General features: G+C 44.4%; 21 protein-coding genes. 20 read left to right on the top strand and 1 reads right to left on the bottom strand.

What is annotated here, in order from left to right:
• The first annotated feature begins 26 nt into the window (after positions 1-26).
• The 18 genes from HGO97_RS23140 (at position 27) to HGO97_RS23055 (ending at position 15,502) form a co-directional block, all read left to right on the top strand.
• Positions 27-164: a hypothetical protein gene (locus HGO97_RS23140; protein ID WP_181368680.1), complete on the top strand. Its 138-nt coding sequence runs from the start codon at positions 27-29 to the stop codon at positions 162-164.
• A 23-nt stretch (positions 165-187) separates the two neighbouring features.
• A complete protein-coding gene (locus HGO97_RS23135) occupies positions 188-1,705 on the top strand; it encodes a tetratricopeptide repeat protein (protein WP_216245564.1) in 1,518 nt (505 codons plus the stop codon).
• A 201-nt stretch (positions 1,706-1,906) separates the two neighbouring features.
• Positions 1,907-2,221, top strand: coding sequence for an STAS domain-containing protein (locus HGO97_RS23130; RefSeq protein WP_216245563.1), 315 nt, complete (start codon positions 1,907-1,909; stop codon positions 2,219-2,221).
• Entirely contained in the window at positions 2,218-2,673 is a 456-nt protein-coding gene (gene spoIIAB, locus HGO97_RS23125) for an anti-sigma F factor (protein WP_216245562.1), read from the top strand. The genes HGO97_RS23130 and spoIIAB overlap by 4 nt, the downstream gene beginning before the upstream one ends.
• On the top strand, positions 2,652-3,371 hold the full coding sequence (sigF, locus tag HGO97_RS23120) for an RNA polymerase sporulation sigma factor SigF (protein ID WP_216245560.1): 720 nt from the start codon (positions 2,652-2,654) through the stop codon (positions 3,369-3,371). The genes spoIIAB and sigF overlap by 22 nt, the downstream gene beginning before the upstream one ends.
• 97 nt (positions 3,372-3,468) lie before the next feature.
• Entirely contained in the window at positions 3,469-3,630 is a 162-nt protein-coding gene (locus tag HGO97_RS23115) for a hypothetical protein (protein WP_216245558.1), read from the top strand.
• The gene (locus tag HGO97_RS23110) at positions 3,620-4,285 is read left to right on the top strand and encodes a stage V sporulation protein AA (protein WP_216245556.1); all 666 of its coding nucleotides are present in this window, start codon (positions 3,620-3,622) and stop codon (positions 4,283-4,285) included. The genes HGO97_RS23115 and HGO97_RS23110 overlap by 11 nt, the downstream gene beginning before the upstream one ends.
• On the top strand, positions 4,245-4,661 hold the full coding sequence (locus tag HGO97_RS23105) for a stage V sporulation protein AB (protein ID WP_216245555.1): 417 nt from the start codon (positions 4,245-4,247) through the stop codon (positions 4,659-4,661). Before HGO97_RS23110 ends, HGO97_RS23105 begins: the two co-directional genes overlap by 41 nt.
• Positions 4,662-5,183: 522 nt before the next feature.
• Positions 5,184-6,359 carry a BMP family ABC transporter substrate-binding protein gene (locus tag HGO97_RS23100; protein WP_216245552.1) on the top strand — a complete coding sequence of 392 codons (1,176 nt, stop codon included), beginning with the start codon at positions 5,184-5,186 and terminating at the stop codon, positions 6,357-6,359.
• 214 nt (positions 6,360-6,573) lie between these two features.
• A complete protein-coding gene (locus HGO97_RS23095) occupies positions 6,574-8,142 on the top strand; it encodes an ABC transporter ATP-binding protein (RefSeq protein ID WP_216245578.1) in 1,569 nt (522 codons plus the stop codon).
• The gene (locus HGO97_RS23090) at positions 8,139-9,236 is read left to right on the top strand and encodes an ABC transporter permease (protein WP_216245550.1); all 1,098 of its coding nucleotides are present in this window, start codon (positions 8,139-8,141) and stop codon (positions 9,234-9,236) included. Before HGO97_RS23095 ends, HGO97_RS23090 begins: the two co-directional genes overlap by 4 nt.
• Entirely contained in the window at positions 9,229-10,221 is a 993-nt protein-coding gene (locus HGO97_RS23085) for an ABC transporter permease (protein ID WP_216245549.1), read from the top strand. Before HGO97_RS23090 ends, HGO97_RS23085 begins: the two co-directional genes overlap by 8 nt.
• Positions 10,222-10,430: 209 nt before the next feature.
• Complete coding sequence (locus tag HGO97_RS23080; RefSeq protein ID WP_168866633.1) at positions 10,431-11,195, top strand: coiled-coil domain-containing protein; 765 nt, start codon at positions 10,431-10,433, stop codon at positions 11,193-11,195.
• Positions 11,196-11,204: 9 nt separating this feature from the next.
• Positions 11,205-11,759 carry a signal peptidase I gene (locus HGO97_RS23075; protein ID WP_168866634.1) on the top strand — a complete coding sequence of 185 codons (555 nt, stop codon included), beginning with the start codon at positions 11,205-11,207 and terminating at the stop codon, positions 11,757-11,759.
• Between the two features lie 210 nt (positions 11,760-11,969).
• On the top strand, positions 11,970-12,806 hold the full coding sequence (locus tag HGO97_RS23070; RefSeq protein WP_216245548.1) for a transporter substrate-binding domain-containing protein: 837 nt from the start codon (positions 11,970-11,972) through the stop codon (positions 12,804-12,806).
• 11 nt (positions 12,807-12,817) lie between these two features.
• The gene (locus tag HGO97_RS23065; protein WP_216245547.1) at positions 12,818-13,501 is read left to right on the top strand and encodes an amino acid ABC transporter permease; all 684 of its coding nucleotides are present in this window, start codon (positions 12,818-12,820) and stop codon (positions 13,499-13,501) included.
• A 54-nt stretch (positions 13,502-13,555) separates the two neighbouring features.
• Positions 13,556-14,290 (top strand): amino acid ABC transporter ATP-binding protein, encoded by a 735-nt coding sequence (locus tag HGO97_RS23060; protein WP_216245546.1) that lies wholly within the window; start codon positions 13,556-13,558, stop codon positions 14,288-14,290.
• A 39-nt stretch (positions 14,291-14,329) separates the two neighbouring features.
• Positions 14,330-15,502: a M20 metallopeptidase family protein gene (locus tag HGO97_RS23055; protein WP_216245545.1), complete on the top strand. Its 1,173-nt coding sequence runs from the start codon at positions 14,330-14,332 to the stop codon at positions 15,500-15,502.
• 53 nt (positions 15,503-15,555) lie between these two features.
• Here HGO97_RS23055 and HGO97_RS23050 read toward each other — a convergent pair whose 3' ends face one another.
• Entirely contained in the window at positions 15,556-17,832 is a 2,277-nt protein-coding gene (locus HGO97_RS23050) for an extracellular solute-binding protein (protein ID WP_216245544.1), read from the bottom strand.
• A gap of 204 nt (positions 17,833-18,036) precedes the next feature.
• Here HGO97_RS23050 and HGO97_RS23045 point away from each other — a divergent pair, with 204 nt between their 5' ends.
• A complete protein-coding gene (locus HGO97_RS23045) occupies positions 18,037-19,155 on the top strand; it encodes a substrate-binding domain-containing protein (RefSeq protein ID WP_216245543.1) in 1,119 nt (372 codons plus the stop codon).
• A 20-nt stretch (positions 19,156-19,175) separates the two neighbouring features.
• Positions 19,176-19,541 (top strand): sensory rhodopsin transducer, encoded by a 366-nt coding sequence (locus tag HGO97_RS23040; protein WP_216245542.1) that lies wholly within the window; start codon positions 19,176-19,178, stop codon positions 19,539-19,541.
• Positions 19,542-19,557: the final 16 nt, after the last annotated feature.

Raw genomic sequence — 19,557 nt, 5'->3', positions numbered from 1 at the left:
GCGTCTGAATAGGAAAAGGAGGCCGCATGATGCTGGATTACGAAGAAGAACTTAAGAAGTTTAAACCAAGCCTGGAAGTAGAAGACATTGAAGATGCAGTTTATCAGGAAGATCTGTCCGACATGACGGACCTGCTTCGGGAAGTTATGGATCAGACGAAGTAAAAGAAAGATTATGGTGAGCATAGATGGACTATACGAAGAAGATCTTATACCAGTCGAACTACTGGTATAACGATGGCCTGAGGAAAGCACAGATAAGGGATATGTCCGGCGCGATTACCTCTCTTCGGCGGAGTTTACAATATAATACAGGCAATATTGCTGCCAGGAATCTTTTGGGTCTTGTATACTACGGACGAGGAGAAGTGGCAGAGGGACTGGTCGAATGGATCATCAGCAAGAACCTAAAGCCGAGAGATAATATCGCAGGATACTTTATCAATCAGGTACAGGCATCAGCCAGTGAACTGGAAGTAGTGAATCAGGCAGTCAAGAGATATAATCAGTGTCTGGCATATTGCGAACAGAACGGCGAAGACCTGGCAATCATCCAACTGAAAAAGGTGGTAACAGCGCACCCGACATTTTTAAAGGCATATCAGCTTCTGGCACTTTTATATCTCCATACGGAACAGTATGCAATGGCAAGGCAGATCCTTAGGACGGCCAGGAAGCTGGATACGACCAATGAGATGACGCTGCGCTATATGCATGAGTTGACGAATTTGCGGGGCAAGAAGGTCAAGGAAGAGAAGCCGAGAAAAGAAGCTGCGGTAGAGTATAACCTAGGGAATGAGACGATCATCCAGCCGAAACATTCGGCGGCCAAGGCTCTGGCGAGCAAGTTCACAGTTATGAATATCGTGGTAGGTGCCCTGATCGGTGCGGCGGTCATCTGGTTTTTGATCGTACCTGCGGTGGATCAGACAAAGAATGCAAAGGTCAACCAGCAGATGGTAGAATACAGTGAGCGTATCAATGCACTGGAGGCTCAGGTCAGTGCCCAGACGAGAACACTGGATGAATATCGCAAAAATGATAAGGATTCGGCGAATAATGCCCAGAGTGCAGCAGGAACGGCCGACAGCTATGAGAATTTACTGACAGCTTATAATCAGTGGATATCCCAGAGCTACACAGATGATGTGATGGCAGATGCCCTTTTGAATGTGAATAAAGACTCTCTCGGAGAGGGTGGAAAGACTTTGTATGACCAGATGTCATCGGATATCTTCCCGGGAGCTTGTGAGACCTTGTATTCAGGAGGAACTGCGTCTCTGGATGTGGCGAACTATGACACAGCGATCGCCTCTCTTGGTAAGGTCGTGAAGATGGATGAGAATTATGACAATGGTGGCGCGTTATTGAATCTGGGACTGGCATATATGAGGAATGGTGACAATGACAACGCGATCAAGTACTTAAAGCGTGTCGGAGAGCTTTTCCCGGATACAGAGAATGCGACCGCGGCTCAGAATGCACTCAACACCATCTCACAGGGAGGAAACCCTGAAGGGGATGCGAATGCCCAGAATGCTGGTGCATCAGGCTCTGACAATGCAGATACAGGCCAGGGGGATGCAGGGACTGCGGATAACACAGGTACTGATACCGGGGGCACTGCCCCGTTAGAGGACGGCACTGGTTATACCGATACAGGCGGGAACGATACTGGCAATATAGACGGTACAGAAGGCCAATAAGAAAGCAATGAAAGATACATAAGAGACGAAAAAAGGAAGAAATTCTATTGTTTCGTCAGCATTACGTAAGAGAAGGATATGCGGATATTGCATATCCTTTTTCTGATGCATAAAAACAGATAGAAAAGGTACGAGTGGAGAAAAGGGCGGGGAGCGCCTTGAACAATAGAGCAGGATTCATTAATATGGAGGAGGAGCATTATGAAATATCAGGTACAGGAAAACTGCCTGACCATCTATCTGCCAAAAGAGGTAGACCACCATAACGCAGAAGAGATGCGGAAGAACGCAGACACATTGATCGAGAAAAATCATATCAAATATGTGATTTTTGATTTTGGACTAACGGATTTTATGGATAGTTCAGGAATTGGAGTAATCATGGGACGGTACAAGATGATTCGGCTGATCGGCGGAGAAGTCTGGGCAGTACACACAAATGCGAGGATTAAAAAGATCCTGACAATGTCGGGAGTGACAAAAATAATGCAGATATATGAGGAGGACGAGGCATGAAAAACACAAATGAAATGGAGATTATATTTGACAGTCATTCGTCAAATGAAGGGTTTGCAAGAGTTTCGGTGGCAGCATTTTTGACACAGTTAAATCCTACTGTGGAGGAGGTCGCGGATGTGAAGACCGCTATTTCAGAAGCGGTGACCAATGCAATCATTCATGGATATGAGAATGAGATACATAAGGTTTCCATCCGCTGCCGGATCGAAGGGGCGCAGATCATGGTGGAAGTGAAGGATAATGGAGTTGGCATAGAGGATGTAGAACAGGCCATGACGCCCTTATATACAAGCAAACCAGAGCTGGAACGTTCAGGGATGGGATTTGCATTCATGGAAGCCTTTATGGATTCAGTAGAAGTCGAATCCGTGCCGGGGGAAGGGACCACTGTGCGGATGAAGAAAACCATCGGTAAAGGAAGTAAACTATGGACCACACAATCGCTTTAATCAAGAAATCACACGATGGGGATAAAGAAGCGAGAGAACAATTAGTAGAAGAAAATGTAGGACTTGTATGGTGCGTGGTAAAAAGATTTTATGGCAGGGGAACAGATGCGGAGGACCTTTTTCAGATTGGCAGCATCGGACTTCTAAAGGCAATCGACAAATTTGATCTGTCCTATGATGTCAAGTTTTCTACCTATGCGGTTCCTATGATATCAGGAGAAATCAAACGTTTTCTGCGGGATGATGGAATGATCAAGGTGAGCCGTTCTTTAAAAGAACTGTCTTACAAAATCTTCCAGACCAGAGAAGCACTGATTGCAAAATTGGACCGGGAGCCTACTCTGGAAGAACTGGCGGAGACTATGGAGGTGGATAAGGAAGAAATCGTGCAGGCGATGGAGGCTGGCGGTGAGGTGGAATCTCTGTATAAGCCAATTCATCAGAAGGAGGGAAGCGAGATCCGGCTTGTGGACAAGCTGGAAGAAAAAGAACGTAAAGAGGATAAGATTCTGGACCATATGTTATTAAAACAACTACTGGAAAGCCTGGACAAAGAGGAAAGGCAGTTGATCTATCTGCGGTATTTTGCAGATGAGACTCAGACCCAGGTCGGGAAAAAACTGGGCATATCCCAGGTCCAGGTCTCCCGGATGGAAAAACGTATTATCGAGAACATGCGAAAACTCGGAACCGTATGATGGGCGGGTTTTCAGCAAAGCTGAAAATTAAGGTATACTTTCCCTGAAATTTCAGATACTAATGGTGTAGTATTTTAGGAAAGGTCAGGTGATTGTTATGGAAAACGGCAGAAGGAAAATACGTATTTGTCTGTTTAGTATTGTGCTTGCAGCGGTGGTGATTGGGATTCTTTATTACTATATGAGTGAAAACAGTCAGATCAGAAGCAGTGAGGGGACTCTGGTTCAGAGGCCGAGGGTGGAATCCTATGGCTGTTAATCATGATACTGTGTACCTTAAGGGAGACCGGAATGTGGAGGTCCAGAAGAAAGATATCACACTCGGGGATATCGTGGAGCTGGAATGCAGTAATAAGGATATCATACCGAAATTAAAGACCCTCAAGCTGCTGAAGATCCCGGATAATGGGAAACAGCGATTTGTAATTTCTATATTAAAGATTATTGCCTGTATCCATCAAAAATATCCAGGACTGGAGGTTCAAAACCTGGGGGAACAGGATATTATCATCACATACGAAGAGCAGAAGACTCCTGGGATGTTCATTCATATACTGAAAACAGCAGTTGTTGTGCTGATTACATTCTGTGGTGCGGCTTTTTCTATCATGGCTTTTAATAATGATGTATCTGCATCAGATCTTTTTAAACAGATATATGAGTTTGTTACGGGAACGAAATCGGATGGATTTACGATTATGGAGGTGACCTACTCCATTGGGATCACGATTGGAATTCTTGTGTTTTTCAATCACTTTGGAAAGAAACGGTTTACCGTGGATCCTACACCAATGGAGGTACAGATGCGCCTTTATGAAAACGATATCCAGACAACGCTTGTCGAGGATGCATCCAGAAGGGAGCAGGAGCTAGATGTGGGTAAATCAAATCATATTAGCAGTCATCGGACTTAGCGGCGGTCTGGTAGTTGCAGGCGGATTGTTCTCCTTTATCATCGAACTGGGAGTGATTGCAGACTTTGCAGACCGGACCCATACAGGAGAGCATATCCTGTTTTACGAAGACTGTGTTGCCATAGGTGGAATCGTAGGTAATTTATTTTCCGTATTTCAGATTCATATCCCCAACGGGGCATGGATTCTTCCTGTCTTTGGACTGCTGGCAGGAATTTTCGTAGGATGCTGGTCCATGGCATTGGCAGAAATTCTGAATGTATTCCCTATTTTTGTGCGCAGACTGAAGATTGTGAGATATATCTCTGTTTTTGTCATTGGGATGGCCTTGGGAAAAGGGCTGGGTTCATTGCTATTCTTTTTTAAACGTTGGTAATGAAAATAGAAGGTCTGATTTAGAGATATCAGAAGGATTGGCTATGGATAATGATCAGTACACAGGGGCAGCTTCCTCATGGCAGCTGCCCCTGTGTACTGTCTTTTTTTACCGGGACGGTAATCGGATATTCCAGATACCAGCTTTTAAATTTTGGGAATGCAGTCTATGAATATCCTCCATCTCCTCTTTTACACCAAGCATCATTTCAGGTAACACCTCCTGTTATATTAGACAATGAGAATCACTCTATGTGACATAAAAATGTTTAAAATATGAAAAAATTTCCTGGAAAAATCTTTTATATTTCCAAACATTGTGGATTCTTTCTGGATATTGTTTTAATTATAAGAGGTTGGGTACATAATATCAATAAACTTATAGACAAATCAGTAAAAGAGGGGACAGATACCTTGACTTATTTTTCACAGCGGTGTAAAATTTAAGTGTAGTAAAAGGCTATCCAAGATAGGAATGTGATTCTTAAAAGGGTAGCCAGTTTTTTTGTAGGAGGAGAAGATTATGAAAAAGAAGATTTTGAGCGCAATCTTGTGCGCGACGATGGTCATCGGCCTGTTAGCCGGGTGTGGTTCTAAGCCGGCGGCTGAATCCGACAGTTCAGGCAAAGACGACAAGAAGACAGAGAGCACAAAGGGGATTGCGAAAGAAGACATCAAAGTAGGATTTGTGCACATCTCTGACGCAAGTGACATGGGATACACATACAACCATGATCTCGGTACAAAAGAGATGCAGAAATCTCTGGGCTTAAGTGATGATCAGATTGTCAATAAGTTCAACGTACCGGAGGGAGCAGAGTGTGACACCGCATTAAGAGAGCTTGTAGATGCAGGATGTAACATTATCTTTGCAACAAGCTTTGGATATGAGGATTATGTAAAAGAAGTTGCTGCAGAGTACCCAGACATTCAGTTCTGCCATGCAACAGGATATCAGGCAAAGGATTCCGGTCTTGATAATATGCATAACTATTTTGCATCAATCTATCAGGCACGTTACCTGGCAGGTATCGCAGCAGGAATGAAGACAGAGAGCAACAAGCTCGGATACGTTGCTGCTTTCCCATTTGCAGAGGTCATCAGTGGATACACAGCATTCTATCTTGGAGCTAAGAGCGTGAACCCAGATGTTACAATGGACATCATGTACACGAACTCCTGGAATGATCCGACCGTTGAATCACAGGTTGCAAAGGCTCTGATCGAGCGTGGCTGCGATGTGATTTCACAGCATTCAGATTCTACCGCTCCGGCAACAACAGCAGAGGAGAACGGTGCATTCCAGGTTGGATACAACAACGACATGATTGACGCAGCTCCGAAGGCTTCTCTGATTTCCGCACGTATTGACTGGGGCATCTATGTAACAGAAGCCGTACAGAATATGATTGATGGAAAAGAACTCCCGACAGACTGGTGCAAGGGCCTTGATGTTGGTGCAGTTTATCTGTCACCTTTGAATACAGATATCGCAGCAGAAGGAACACAGGAAGCGATTGATAAGGCAACAGAAGCATTGAAATCAGGAGAACTTCAGGTATTTGCAGGCCCGCTTAAAGGGACAAGCCCAGATGGCGAGAAAATTGAAGTTGCAGAAGGCGATCATTATCCTGAGCAGGAAGAAGCATCCGCACCATCCTGGTGCTATATCATTGATGGATGCAACGTGGTTGAATAATCGTATTATCAGCCAGAGATTCGTTCAGTTGTTTGACAGAGCCGTTGTTATGACGGCTCTGTTTTTAGGATAAGACAGATTTTCGGACATCACGTAATACATACCTTAGAGGTCCAAAAAGGCGTGCATTACGGGGTACCTGAAATAGGAGAGGAAAAGGAAGGATAAGAAGGAGGGTGAAGAATTGGGCGAGACTACAGAATTTGCAGTTCGTATGCATCATGTCACCAAAACATTTGGAAAGGTCGTTGCCAATAAGGATGTAGACCTGGAACTACGGGATGGAGAGATCCTCGCACTTTTGGGAGAGAATGGAAGTGGTAAGACAACATTGATGAACATGCTTTCTGGAATTTATTTTCCGGACCATGGGGAGATCGATGTTCATGGAAAGCAGGTCACGATCCGTTCTCCGAGAGATGCCTTTGAGTTGGGAATCGGTATGATTCATCAGCATTTTAAACTGGTTGAAGTACTGACCGCGGCAGAGAATATCGTACTCGGCCTGGACGGGAAGGCGACCGTGAATCGGAAGGAAATCAATCAAAAGGTCAGGGATCTGGCTTCCCGTTATGGGTTTGAGCTCGATCCGGCCAAAAAGGTCTATAATATGGCTGTATCTGAAAAGCAGACCGTAGAGATTCTTAAGGTGCTTTACAGAGGGGCAGACATCCTGATTCTAGATGAGCCGACGGCTGTTCTGACACCGCAGGAGACAGAAAAGCTTTTTGCCGTACTGCGGAACATGAAGAAGGATGGAAAGTCGATTATTATCATCACTCATAAGCTGAATGAAGTTATGGCGATTTCAGACCGAGTGGCGATTTTGAGGAAAGGGGAATATATCGGCGTTGTAGATACCGATAAGACGAATCAGGCCCAGCTTACCGAGATGATGGTGGGAAGGCCGATCAGTCTGGCTATTGACCGCCCGAAGGTGGAAGAGAGGCCGGAGAGGCTTCAAGTCATTGGGCTGACCTGTTTGAACGGTGACGGGGTAAAGGCTTTAGATAATGTCTCCTTCTCTGCATACGGCGGAGAAATCCTGGGAGTTGCCGGTATCGCAGGCAGTGGACAGAGAGAACTTTGTGAGGCTATTGCGGGATTATATCCTACGATCGGAGGTTCCGTACTCTACACAGGAGAACATGAAGGCGAACCGATCAAGGAGCGAATCCTGGGATTAAGACCGGATGAGATTGTGAAAAAGGGAATCTCAATGGCGTTTGTTCCAGAGGACAGGCTTGGTATGGGGCTGGTGGCAGGCATGGATATGACCGATAATGTAATGCTGCGCAGCTATAAAAATAAAAAAGGTATTTTTGTAGACAGGAAAGCACCTAAAGTGCTGGCAGAGCAGTTGATCGAGGAACTGGAGATCGTAACTCCGGGCGTGGAGACTCCGGTAGGACGTCTGTCCGGCGGAAATGTCCAGAAGGTCCTGCTGGGAAGGGAGATTGCATTAAGTCCATCCGTACTGATCGTGGCCTATCCGGTACGAGGATTGGATATCAACTCCTCTTACCGAATCTATGAACTGCTGAATGAGCAGAAGAAAAAGGGCGTTGCAGTCATTTTCATAGGTGAGGACTTAGATGTCCTGATGGAACTTTCTGACAGAATCATGGTACTGTGCGGAGGAAAAGTGAGCGGTATTGTAGATCCGAAGGAGGTCACAAAAGAAGATATCGGCCTTATGATGATTCATGTAGAGGATGATAAGCTGGCAAAGGATGAGCCAGAAGGAAATAAGACAGCTAAGAAGGAAGGGGTGGAATCATGAGCAAAGCACACGTACAGGCAAAAGAACCGTTGATCCGTATGGTGAAACGGGGAACCATCTCCCAGGAGAAAGCCTGGGGAATCCGTGCTATTGCATTTGTACTTTCGCTGATTACCGGAGGCCTTCTGATTTTAGTATTGGGGCACAATCCATTAGAGGTATATAAAGCGATGGTGATTGGTGCATGGGGGTCCAGGACCGTTATCCATGAGACCGTGAAACTGGCAGTTCCGCTTCTGATTACGGCAATTGGAATTTCCTTTGCTTTTAAGATGAAGTTCTGGAATATCGGAGCAGAGGGACAGATATTGGTAGGCGCTGTGGCAGCAGGAGCATTTGGTCTGTTTACGGCACACATTTTCCCAAAGCTTCCGCTGGTCGTTTTGATGATGCTTGCAGGAATGGTCGCTGGAGGGCTGTATGGACTTCTGCCGGCAGTCTGCAAGGCAAAATGGGGAACGAATGAGACACTGTTCACCCTGATGCTGAATTATATAGCACTGGCGTTCATTAAATATCTGATGAATGGTCCTTGGAAAGCACCAGGCAGCAGTTTCCCAAAGATTGCTATGCTGGTGCCGGGGGCAAGACTTACCAAGGTGCTTGGTGTTCATTGGGGATGGATATTGGCCTTAGTTCTGGTCGTTGTATCATGGATCTATTTCAATAAGACAAAACAGGGATATGAGATTGCAGTTGTAGGTGAAAGTAACAATACTGCGAGATATGCGGGAATCAATGTCAGCAAGGTCTTTCGGCGTACGATGTTCTTATCCGGTGCTTTATGCGGACTGGTAGGTATGCTGCAGTTTGCAGGCGCGGATTACACAATTACAGAAGGGACCGCTGGCGGCGTCGGCTTCACTGCAATCACAGTAGCCTGGCTGGCTAAGATGAATCCTTATGGAATGCTCATTGTATCCGTGTTTATTGCTATGCTGGAGAGAGGATCGAATACTATTCAGACCAACTTTAAGATACCGGCGTCGGCATCGGATCTATTGATTGGTATTATCCTGTTCTTTATGCTGGGATGTGAGTTCTTTATTACATACCGGCTGATCTTCAGAGGAAAGGAGGAACATCATGCTTAGTACATTAAATAGTTTATTTATTGCAGCAGTATTGGCGGGAACACCGCTGCTCCTGGGCGCATTGGGTGAGATCCTGACAGAGAAATCAGGAAATCTGAACCTTGGTGTGGAAGGTATGATGTTCATGGGAGCAATCACAGGACTTGCCGGTTCTTACTATTATGAGCAGGCAGTCACAAAGGGCGGAGGAACTCCAAGCGGAGCCGTGTCTGCACTGATCGCACTGCTTGTATCCTTTATTGCGGGCAGCTTCGGTGCATTGATCTATAGTTTCCTGACCATTTCGCTGCGTGCGAACCAGAATGTAACAGGATTGACGCTGACCATATTTGGTACAGGATTCGGTAACTTTTTCGGAGAATATATCGGACTTAAGGCCGGAGGTTATGTGACAGTAAGCGGAATCACAAAGGATGCATTCTCCAGGCTGCATATTCCAGTGTTGTCTGATATCCCAGTCATTGGAAAACTTTTGTTCCAATATAACTGGCTTGTATATTTTGCAATCATACTGGCAGTCGTAATGACTTGGTTCTTCAATAAATCACGTGTCGGCTTGAATCTGCGTGCGATTGGAGAAGACCCGGCAACAGCAGATGCAGCAGGAATTAACATTACAAAGTATAAATATATCGCAACCGTTGTAGGTGGAGGAATCTGTGGTATCGGCGGTATGTATATGAGTATGGTCACAACGAAGGGCGTTTGGGTACATGGATGTGTCAGCGGCTATGGCTGGCTGGCGGTGGCACTTGTTATTTTTGCTACATGGAGTCCAGCAAGAGGTATTTTAGTCGCACTTGTATTTGGCGGGCTGACAATTATGCGTATGTATGTGAAGATTCCGGGACTGCCAGCACAGATTTATGACATGGCGCCTTATGTTGCTACGATTATTGTGCTTGTTGTGACAAGTATGAGACAGAGCAAAGAACATGCACAGCCAAAGAGCTGCGGATTAAATTACTTCCGCGAGGAAAGATAAAAAAGAATAGATGTAAATGGGACATAGAGGTGTTCTGTACAATGCAGCCTGGGATTTCCGATGGTATCGTACCAATGGAGGTTCCAGGTTGTTTGTATTTCGGAACATAATAATAAAGTATAAACAAATGACTTTTAGAGGAAAATGTGCTAAAATTTAAGACAAATAAATAGTTTTTGTGAACAGGATTCCAGGAGGGATAGAGGAGTATGGAGAATAATACGAAGGATGAATTTGAAATCAACAGCAGTATTTTTGGCGGATATAATAAAAAGCAGATGGATGCATATGTGCAGGAGCTTCAGGGGATGATCGAAGAACTTCAGACGGAACTGGAGGCTGAGCGCAATGAGAAGGAAGAGATGAAAGAGAAGCTTTCCAAGGCGGAGGCCTGTTATAATAGCCTTTGGGAGAAAAGCAAAGGACAGGATGAAGTGGTCAGGACACAGGACGAGCTGATCGTACAGTTAAGAGCTGATATCAAAGGGCAGGACGAACAGATGAAAGGGCAGGCAGAATTGATTCGGGAGCAGAAGCTTTTGCTCAAGGGGCAACTGCAGGTCCTTAAGAACCAGGAAGTCATGATGAAAGGGCAGGGAGAGCTGATCAGAAGCTTGGAGAGTCTGCAGAAGGGGCATGAGGAGCTGCTGAGAGAACGGGACGAGATGAGAAAGGGACAGGAGAAGCTGATTAAGGATCAGAATGAAGTGGTCAAGAGTCAGATGGAGCTGCTGCGTGGGCAGGAGGAATTGATACGGAAGTTGGAGAGCCTGTTAAGCAGTCAGAAGGGTATTGCAGAGCAGCAGGATACACTGGTTACGAAGGCAGCCATGGAACGCCTGGAACGGAAAATCGATAGATTGGGACGCGCTTTCGAAAAAATGGAACAGCCGACAATCGGGCTTCCAGTCAATTCCCTGGATACCCTTCTTAAGAAGCAGATAAAAAGAGTGGCTAAGAAACGAATCAATTAATGGAGGCGGATGTGGTCAATTATGACGGATGAGCTGTTTGATCCGGTACCGGATGAGCTTCCTTCACCGGAGGAATTATTTCATAAGGAGGAAGGAAACAAAGATAAAAAAGGAAAGAGTACTCCTTCTTCCCATCATACTAGGAAGCCGATTCCACGTTATAAGGTGGTTAAGAGATTCTCAATTGGATTTCTTTTGCTGTTGATTCTTGTGATCTTGGGCGCGGCGAACCTGGGCAGGTTGGGAATACACTTCTACTGTATGGGTTCATCCAGTATGGAGAGTGTCATTCCAAAAGACAGCTTTCTGGTGGTCAAAAGCGTGAAGCCGGAGGAACTAAAAGAGGGGGATATTATCACGTTTATCAATGGCAATCATATATCTGTGACGCATGAGATCATTGAGGTGATATTAGAATACAACAGTGGTCCGGGATACCGTACGAAGGGAACGGACAATGAAGAGTGCGATGCATCCATCACATCCTATGATGATGTCATAGGAAAAGTAGTTTTCCATATTCCATATGTGGGAAGATGGCTGACGTTATGGAAAAAATCATAAGTCTTTTCTAATAGAAGGAGCAGGAATCAGGTCTTTAAAATTCCGGGACGGTAAGAGCAAAAATTTGCTGACAGTCCCGGAGTTTTTCTTTTTCAGCAGCCGTGTGAATATTATAGAGAAAGTCTATATGATCATGAGATATTCCAATTGGACACTCGAATGTTACCAGCAATATAATATACATATTATGGGATAATTGGAGGAAAAAGGATGAAAAAGAAAACATTATGTCTGATTCTTTGCGCTGCTCTAAGCGCAGTAAGCATCGTTGGATGCGGGAACAAGGGAGATGACAAAGAGACAAAAGAGGAGACACAGAAAACAGCGGAGCTTGACCTGGGACTTGATATGGACAAGATTACAGTTGCCACATCTCCTGGCTATGAGCCTTTTGAATATGAAGAGGATGGGGAACTCAAAGGTTATGATGTGGATATCTGGAATGAATTTGAGAAGCGAACTGGAATAAAAGTGGAATGGGAATATACAGATTTCAGTGGACTTCTGGGACTGCTCCAGTCAGGAAAGGCAGATGTTGTAGCAGCACAGATGACACCGACAGAAGAGCGGGAGGAAGAATTTTCGTTCTCTGATCCGGTATCTTATTATGGCTCCTGTGTGATTGTTTCTGAGGATAACAAGGAAATCAAGAGTGTAGATGACTTGGCAGGCAAGGTAGTCGGAGTAGGTGCAGGCAATAATATGCAGGGGGATGTAGAAGCAAAATACCCGAACGGAGAAGTCACTTTTGAAACTTATACATCCGCAACCCTGGAGAATATGTTTGCAGATATGGAATATGGAAGGATTGACGCAGTCCTGGCACAGGATATCCAGACCTATACAGCAATGAAGAATAACAGTAATCTCAAGGTCAAGGTGCTGCCGCCATTTAACTCATCCACAGGGAATCTTGTGATGAGCAAGGATAATACAGAACTTACCGAGGCTGTCAATAAGTTTTTGGGAATCTTGCGGGAAGACGGTACTTTAAAAGAGATTTCTGAGAAATGGATCGGCGCCGATATTTCTGAAGAAAGTAAGTAGAGAATAGGAAAATGGCATACTTAACAGAAACTTTTTTACCATATGCAAAGATGCTGATTCCCCTTTTGCTGGAGGGACTATGGATTACCATATATGTATCAGCGGCAGCGTTTGTTCTTAGTATCGTATTGGGAGCCGTTTTAGCGATAATCCAGCATTTTAAGATTAGAGGGCTGCATCAGCTTACAAAGGTATATGTGTCTTATTTCAGAGGGACCCCATTACTGATACAGTTGTTTTTGTTCTATTATGGACTGCCGATTATATTTGAAGCGATGAAGGGCTGTCCTAAGCATGTGGCCCTGATTGTTTGTTTGGCATTAAATAGTGCGGCATATATTTCCGAAAGTATCAGAGGCGCAATAGACAGTGTTGATCAAGGCCAGTACGAAGCGAGCCTGGCTTTTGGAATGACACATTTTCAGATGATGACGAGGATTATTCTTCCCCAGGCAGCGGTAGCGGCTATCCCGCCTATTACAAATTCCTGTATGGATATCATCAAAATGTCCTCCTTGGGAATGACAATTGGAATCCAGGATATTATGGGAGAGGCACAGTTGACGGCGGCTACCTATTACAAGACATTTGAGACGTATATACTAGCGGCAGCATTTTATTGGATATTGGCGGTAATTTTAGGACGGGTGCAGAAAAAGATTGAGAAAAGAATCAGTACTGCATACCAGAAATAAAGAAGGGTGCTGATGATCAGCATCCTTCCTTTTTAGGAGCATGAGGGAAGAAAGATGATAGAGATAAAAAATCTTACAAAAAAATTTGATCAGCAGGAAGTACTGAAAGATATTGACCTAAAGATAGAAAAGGGAAAGGTCTTTGTTATTATCGGACCATCCGGGACAGGAAAGTCTACGCTCCTGCGCTGCATAAATATGTTAGAAAAGCCAGACAAAGGCAGCATTAGACTGGAAGATTTTGAAGCAGATTTTACAAATATTACAAAAAAACAGATACAGACGTTGCGTTCCAGAACATCGATGGTTTTTCAGAATTCCAACCTCTACAGAAACAAGACTGCGCTGGAGAATATTACGACACCTTTAATATTGGTCAAGAAGATGAATAGAACAGAGGCGGAAAAAATAGGGATGGAGCTGCTTAACAGGGTAGGTATGTTGGAAAAAAAGGATTCTTATCCAGAGACGTTGTCGGGAGGAGAACGGCAAAGGGTCGGGATTGCCCGTGCAATGGGGATGGAGCCGGATATTATTCTATTTGATGAGCCTACCTCTGCTCTTGACCCAGAGCTGGTAGGAGAAGTCCTTGAAGTTATTAAAAATCTGGCAGCACAACATACAACAATGCTTATTGTGACACACGAGATGAAGTTCGCACGAAACGTGGCGGATCAGATCGTATTCATGGAAAAGGGACATATAGTTGAAATGGCACCGCCGGAGGAATTTTTCGAGCATCCAAAGCAGGAGCGTACAAGACAATTCATTAACAGGCAGGTGCAATAGAAACATTAAAATTTGATTGCAGTAGAAAAAAGAGGTATCATGCAGACAGCGGATAAGAATATGGACTGGGAACATCTGCTCAAGGTTCGTAGAGAGCTCCATCAGAATGCGGAACTGGGGCTCCAAGAATATCAGACTTCTCAGATTATAAAAAGAGAACTTAAACGTATGGGGATTCCTACAGAAAGTATATATGGTACAGGTGTGGCGGCTGTCATCCGGGGAGCACGTCCGGGAAAAACGCTTTTATATCGTGCTGATATGGATGCGCTTCCTGTAGTCGAAGATACAGGGCTTTCTTACGCTTCAAAGAATTCAGGGGTGATGCATGCCTGCGGGCATGATATTCATATGGTCTGTGCACTGGGAGTGGCGGAAATGATTTCCAGGATGAGAGGCAAAATGCATGGGAACCTGAAACTGATGTTCCAGCCCTGTGAAGAAAATGTTCCTGGTGGAGCAAAGCAGATGATAGAGGCGGGAATACTGGAACATCCCAAGGTAGATGCGGCCTTTGCATTACATGTGCTGCCAGATTTTTTCGCGGGACATTATCTTGCTGATATCGGGGCGGTGACAGCAGCACCATCCTGGTTTGAGATAGAGGTAGAAGGTCGCGGAGGACATGCCTCAGAACCAGAAAAATGTATCAATCCGATGGATTCGGCAAGCCGGATCTATCTGGAAATTCAAAAACTGCATCACCATTACGCAAAAGCGGCCAATAAGACAGTAGTCTGTCCTACCATGTTTCATAGCGGGAACGCACAGAATATTATCCCTGATTTATGTACCATTTCAGGAACAGTCAGGACATTTTCAGAGGATGATATTTCCAAGATTCATCAAGATCTAAAGGTAATCTGCAGCCAGGAAGAAGAAGGAAGTGGAGCCAGATGCACACTTCACTTTCGTACTTCCATGAATTCGGTTGTTAATCATCCTGAAATGACCAGACTGATGCGAGAGACGATTCAGAGCATGTATGGTGACAGCGCATTAGAAAAGCGGCCATTTTATTTTACAGGTGGTGAGGATTACGCATTCATATCAGATCTCGTACCCTCTGTTTTTTTATTTGTAGGAGCAGGCAGGATTGAAAAAGAGAACTATCCTCTGCATAATTCGAAGTTCTGCCCGGACGAGGGGATGATTGCTCCTACCATAAACTTACTCAGTCATTTTGTACAGAAATATCTGGCGCTTCCATGATTGCTTTCTCTGCAATTTACAAGCAGGCGTAAAGGCCTGCTTGATTTGGAATCCTATTTGAGATATTTCTGTACCAATTCTTTTAATTCTTCATGTGTATTAGTAATGGTCTCCTGGACTTTTATCTCTGATTCAAGAAGCTTATAAATCCATTTACAGACAATTTCATCTATTTCATATTGGGGCACTACCTTGTTATTAGCAAGCTTCGGTGGAAATGTGGGCTTGGTATACTTATAAATGTCGTGATACAGAGGCAGCCAGGGATAGAGCTCTCCCAATTCATCATTCAGATAAGAACTATTCGTAGCGGGCAGACTGCCTGTTAGGATCGAATAATTCGTAATCTGCTTTTCACATGTCCACTTTAGAAATTCAAATGCGGCATCCTTGTTCTTAGACTGGCTGCTGATTCCCAGACTCCAGCCGCCAAGCAAAGGGGCACGTCCGGGTATCAGGTGGTATCCGATGGAACCAACAATACTGTTCTTGCGCAGATCGGTGACATCCCTGAGAAATGAGGGATAGGAGATCAGCATCGCTGTTTCACCTGCCAGAAAATCGTCCACAGCACTGTTATCTGTTGCAGTCCTATAATCGGGCTTGGCATATTTTATAGAGCGGACAAAATTGATATAGGCCTTGAGCGATTGGTCACAATCAAGGCATACCTGTCCAGAAGGTGTGAAGAGATTACTGCCGAAAGCGCGCAGGCGCATATAGATTTCGGGGGTCAGGCATTCACTGTATGCGGTGGGAACAGAAATCCCATATGGAATCGCAGAAGTTTTATTCGTAAAGAAGTCCGCGATTGTATTAAATTCCTTCAATGTAACTGGCGGGCGAAGGGAGATCTTATTCTTTTTCTTATAATCTGCCTTAAGTTCCGGGTCTTCAAACAGATCTTTCCTGTAATAGAGAATCTGTGGTGCGTACATAAAAGGTATGCCATAAAAGCGTCCGCTGAAAATACTGTAATATTTGAGGCAGTCAGGCAGGAATATATTGGTATCGAGAGAGCTTATCTCTTTCGAAATATCAGCCAATATGTGTTCGGAGGCAAGAGAAGGCATCCAAGGGATATCATACATGATGACATCATAAGGATTCTCCTGACCAGAGCTATGATTTTCTAAAATAGTCTCGTACAGGAAGTGATGGGGCAGAATGGTAGCCTCGACTGTTGTTCCTGTCCGAATCTCAAAATTCCGAAGCAGTCTCAAAAGATAATGTACCTGCGGGGTGTCCAGTAATAATGCGCGAATGCGGCGAGGGGATGAGCCCTCTTTTTCAGGCATACACATGCTCTTTGGTGAAACTCTGATTCCAGAAGACGGCTGCGACATACTACTGAATTTCCGCCCGCTTAAAATGACTCGTTCCGTCTCTTTGGTAAGAGGGGAGTTGAGCTGTTCTATCAGGAGCCTGGAGGCAGTCTGTCCTAACTTAATTGCAGGCCGTACCGTGGAACCGGAGGAAAAAGAATGGGTATGCAGATTCCAGTGCTCCTCACCTAATGTAAATACGGGGATATCATCTGTGGTGTAACCGAGGATAGTAATCCCCTCTATGACTCCCGCGGTCAATGACTCAGACGTGGTTACAATGACCTCAGGGATTTCTGCATTCAAAAGTTTAATCGTCTTTCTGAACGCATCTTCCTTACTTAGTTCCGTCTGGATAAAAAATTTCTCATCCAGATTCATCCCATAATTTTTATAGGCATCGCAAAACCCCCGCATACATGCCGCTTCACAGTCAAATTTTTCGGGACCGGATATCAGGTAAATTCGTCTAAAGTCCATCTTTAGCAGGGATTCTACCATGTCTTTGAGCAGGACTCGGTTGTCAAAGGATACGAAGTCCGTATCAAGGCTGCGGATATTCCTGTCGATCAGAACCATAGGGATATGTTTGGAAATCAGATTGTCATAGTAGAATTTCCAGTTATCCGGCTGGCAGGATACGAGGAATAATCCGCAGATCTGTTTTTTTAAAAGGCTTGTGACAATATTGGTCTCGAATTCAGGGATATTCTCTGAAAAAGCCAGGTTCATATAATAATCTGTGTTCTGAAAGCAGGATTTGATTCCTTGGAAAATCTGCACATAATAGGAATCATTTAAACTGGGCAGAATAATTCCTATGTCCGTACTTAACTTCGATTTCAAATTTTTGGCATATTGGTTCGGGGTATATTTAAGCAGATCTATGGCCTGCTGTATTTTCTCTGAAACTTCTCTGCTTACGGGCTTTGTATGATTTAAATAATTGGACACTGTACCAATGGAAACACCTGCCAATGAGGCAACATCTTTGATCGTAGCCATATATGTACTTCTCCTCTCACTGAATGAAGTTTAGTAGTTGTGTTTAACATATCACAAACAGAGAGTGAAGTAAACAATAGTAAAACGTTTAAATTGAATTTGGTGAAATAATCAGTGAAACAATTGACTATGTGACGACTGAAACATAAAATGAGGGCAGATTCAAAGAGGGATAGAAACAACCAAAGTAAAGGAGGAGCACACATGAAAAAGAAACAAATAGCCCTGACATTAGCGGTTTGTATGATTGCGGGGTTGGCTGGGGGATGCCAGAAGGGTACGGCGGATACGAAAGAAGAAAGTCCTTCTGCAAAGAGCACGACGAAGCAAGAATACCAGTTCAAGATCATCGTGCAGAGTTACCAGTCTACATACTGGCAGGCAGCTATCCAGGGGATTAACAAAGCGTCAGAAGAGCTGGGTATCAAAGTTGTCTGCACAGGGCCAAATTCAGAATCTGATATTGCAGATCAGGTGAATATGCTGAATAATGCCATCAACAGTAAGCCAGACGGTATTGCAATTGCACCATGCGATCAGAACTCCGTACATGAATCGCTTCAGACCGCATTGGACAGGAAAGTGCCGGTGGTCTGTTTTGATTCAGGCGTAGAGAGTGCGCCAAATGGGGCCGTATACTGTACGATCGCCAGTGATAATTATGCTTCTGGAGAACTCGCAGCAGAGAATTTATATGCAGGTCTAAAAGATAGAATTGCTGCTGCACCAGGGCCAGTCAGAATTGGAGAGGTCAATCAGGAGTCGACCTCTGAAAGCATCAGTTCAAGAGGACTTGGTTTTATAGATAAGTTCAGTGAACTGGCAATTGCAGATGGGAAAAAGATTGCGGTGATCGGAAACGATTATTTTGTAAAGAACTGTAATGTGGATGGGGTTCCAGAAAGTGAAGCGGATATCATCTTTGAGGTAGCTGTGCCTTCACAGACAACAGTGGAGCTGTGTGCAACAGAATCATCCAACCTTTTGAACAAAAGTGATCTGATTGCGATTTTCGGCTCTAATCAGGTTGCAGCAGAGGGAATCCTGACCGCGAATTCCAATCTGTCTGTATTGGGAAATGATCCAGATCACACAGTTGTTGCAGTCGGGTTTGATGCAGGAACGACAATTAAGGCGGCAGTCAGGGATGGACTGTTATATGGTGCTATCACTCAGTCACCAGTGGAAATGGGAGAGAAGACCGTAGAAACATTGTATCAAATTGCAGAGGGCGAAGAGGTCAAGGATATCACAACAGACTGCTATTGGTATGATGCGGATAATATGGATGACGCAGAAATCGCACCGAACCTTTATGATTAGGAACACAGGGAGATACAAAGATGGAATTCGGAAAACAGAGATGGATTTTTCCAGATGCAGAGTGTCCACCGGAAGGTGTCAACAGTATTTTAGGGCATGAATCGATTATCATATTGAATACAGGAGATCTGGATGCACATGTAATAGTCAAATTTTTTTATACAGACAGGCCGCCTGTAATTGCAACCAAGATCACAATAGAGGCAGAACGGGTACGCTGTATCAAGACAAATGAGCAGAAGATTTTCGGGGAAAATAAAGCAGTCGTAGGAGAACAGTATGCAATCATGATAGAGAGCGACATTCCTGTAGTGGCACAGTATGGAAGAGCAGAGACAAGGGAGGTAGCGTTCTATACAACTCCTGGATATGCATGTGGAATATGACAGAAACAAAAGAAGA

This window comes from Faecalicatena faecalis, from assembly GCF_012524165.2.
GTDB lineage: Bacteria > Bacillota > Clostridia > Lachnospirales > Lachnospiraceae > Faecalicatena_A > Faecalicatena_A faecalis.
This window is presented reverse-complemented; position numbering and strand designations above follow the sequence as displayed.

Coding starts and splice junctions, on each gene's coding strand:
- HGO97_RS23105 (WP_216245555.1), top strand. CDS start 4,245: ATGTGGGTAAATCAAATCATATTAGCAGTCATCGGACTTAGCGGCGGT.
- HGO97_RS23135 (WP_216245564.1), top strand. CDS start 188: ATGGACTATACGAAGAAGATCTTATACCAGTCGAACTACTGGTATAAC.
- HGO97_RS23130 (WP_216245563.1), top strand. CDS start 1,907: ATGAAATATCAGGTACAGGAAAACTGCCTGACCATCTATCTGCCAAAA.
- HGO97_RS23040 (WP_216245542.1), top strand. CDS start 19,176: ATGGAATTCGGAAAACAGAGATGGATTTTTCCAGATGCAGAGTGTCCA.
- HGO97_RS23090 (WP_216245550.1), top strand. CDS start 8,139: ATGAGCAAAGCACACGTACAGGCAAAAGAACCGTTGATCCGTATGGTG.
- HGO97_RS23110 (WP_216245556.1), top strand. CDS start 3,620: ATGGCTGTTAATCATGATACTGTGTACCTTAAGGGAGACCGGAATGTG.
- HGO97_RS23080 (WP_168866633.1), top strand. CDS start 10,431: ATGGAGAATAATACGAAGGATGAATTTGAAATCAACAGCAGTATTTTT.
- HGO97_RS23060 (WP_216245546.1), top strand. CDS start 13,556: ATGATAGAGATAAAAAATCTTACAAAAAAATTTGATCAGCAGGAAGTA.
- HGO97_RS23065 (WP_216245547.1), top strand. CDS start 12,818: ATGGCATACTTAACAGAAACTTTTTTACCATATGCAAAGATGCTGATT.
- HGO97_RS23115 (WP_216245558.1), top strand. CDS start 3,469: ATGGAAAACGGCAGAAGGAAAATACGTATTTGTCTGTTTAGTATTGTG.
- HGO97_RS23140 (WP_181368680.1), top strand. CDS start 27: ATGATGCTGGATTACGAAGAAGAACTTAAGAAGTTTAAACCAAGCCTG.
- HGO97_RS23050 (WP_216245544.1), bottom strand. CDS start 17,832: ATGGCTACGATCAAAGATGTTGCCTCATTGGCAGGTGTTTCCATTGGT.
- sigF (WP_216245560.1), top strand. CDS start 2,652: ATGGACCACACAATCGCTTTAATCAAGAAATCACACGATGGGGATAAA.
- HGO97_RS23085 (WP_216245549.1), top strand. CDS start 9,229: ATGCTTAGTACATTAAATAGTTTATTTATTGCAGCAGTATTGGCGGGA.
- HGO97_RS23095 (WP_216245578.1), top strand. CDS start 6,574: ATGCATCATGTCACCAAAACATTTGGAAAGGTCGTTGCCAATAAGGAT.
- HGO97_RS23055 (WP_216245545.1), top strand. CDS start 14,330: ATGCAGACAGCGGATAAGAATATGGACTGGGAACATCTGCTCAAGGTT.
- HGO97_RS23070 (WP_216245548.1), top strand. CDS start 11,970: ATGAAAAAGAAAACATTATGTCTGATTCTTTGCGCTGCTCTAAGCGCA.
- spoIIAB (WP_216245562.1), top strand. CDS start 2,218: ATGAAAAACACAAATGAAATGGAGATTATATTTGACAGTCATTCGTCA.
- HGO97_RS23075 (WP_168866634.1), top strand. CDS start 11,205: ATGTGGTCAATTATGACGGATGAGCTGTTTGATCCGGTACCGGATGAG.
- HGO97_RS23045 (WP_216245543.1), top strand. CDS start 18,037: ATGAAAAAGAAACAAATAGCCCTGACATTAGCGGTTTGTATGATTGCG.
- HGO97_RS23100 (WP_216245552.1), top strand. CDS start 5,184: ATGAAAAAGAAGATTTTGAGCGCAATCTTGTGCGCGACGATGGTCATC.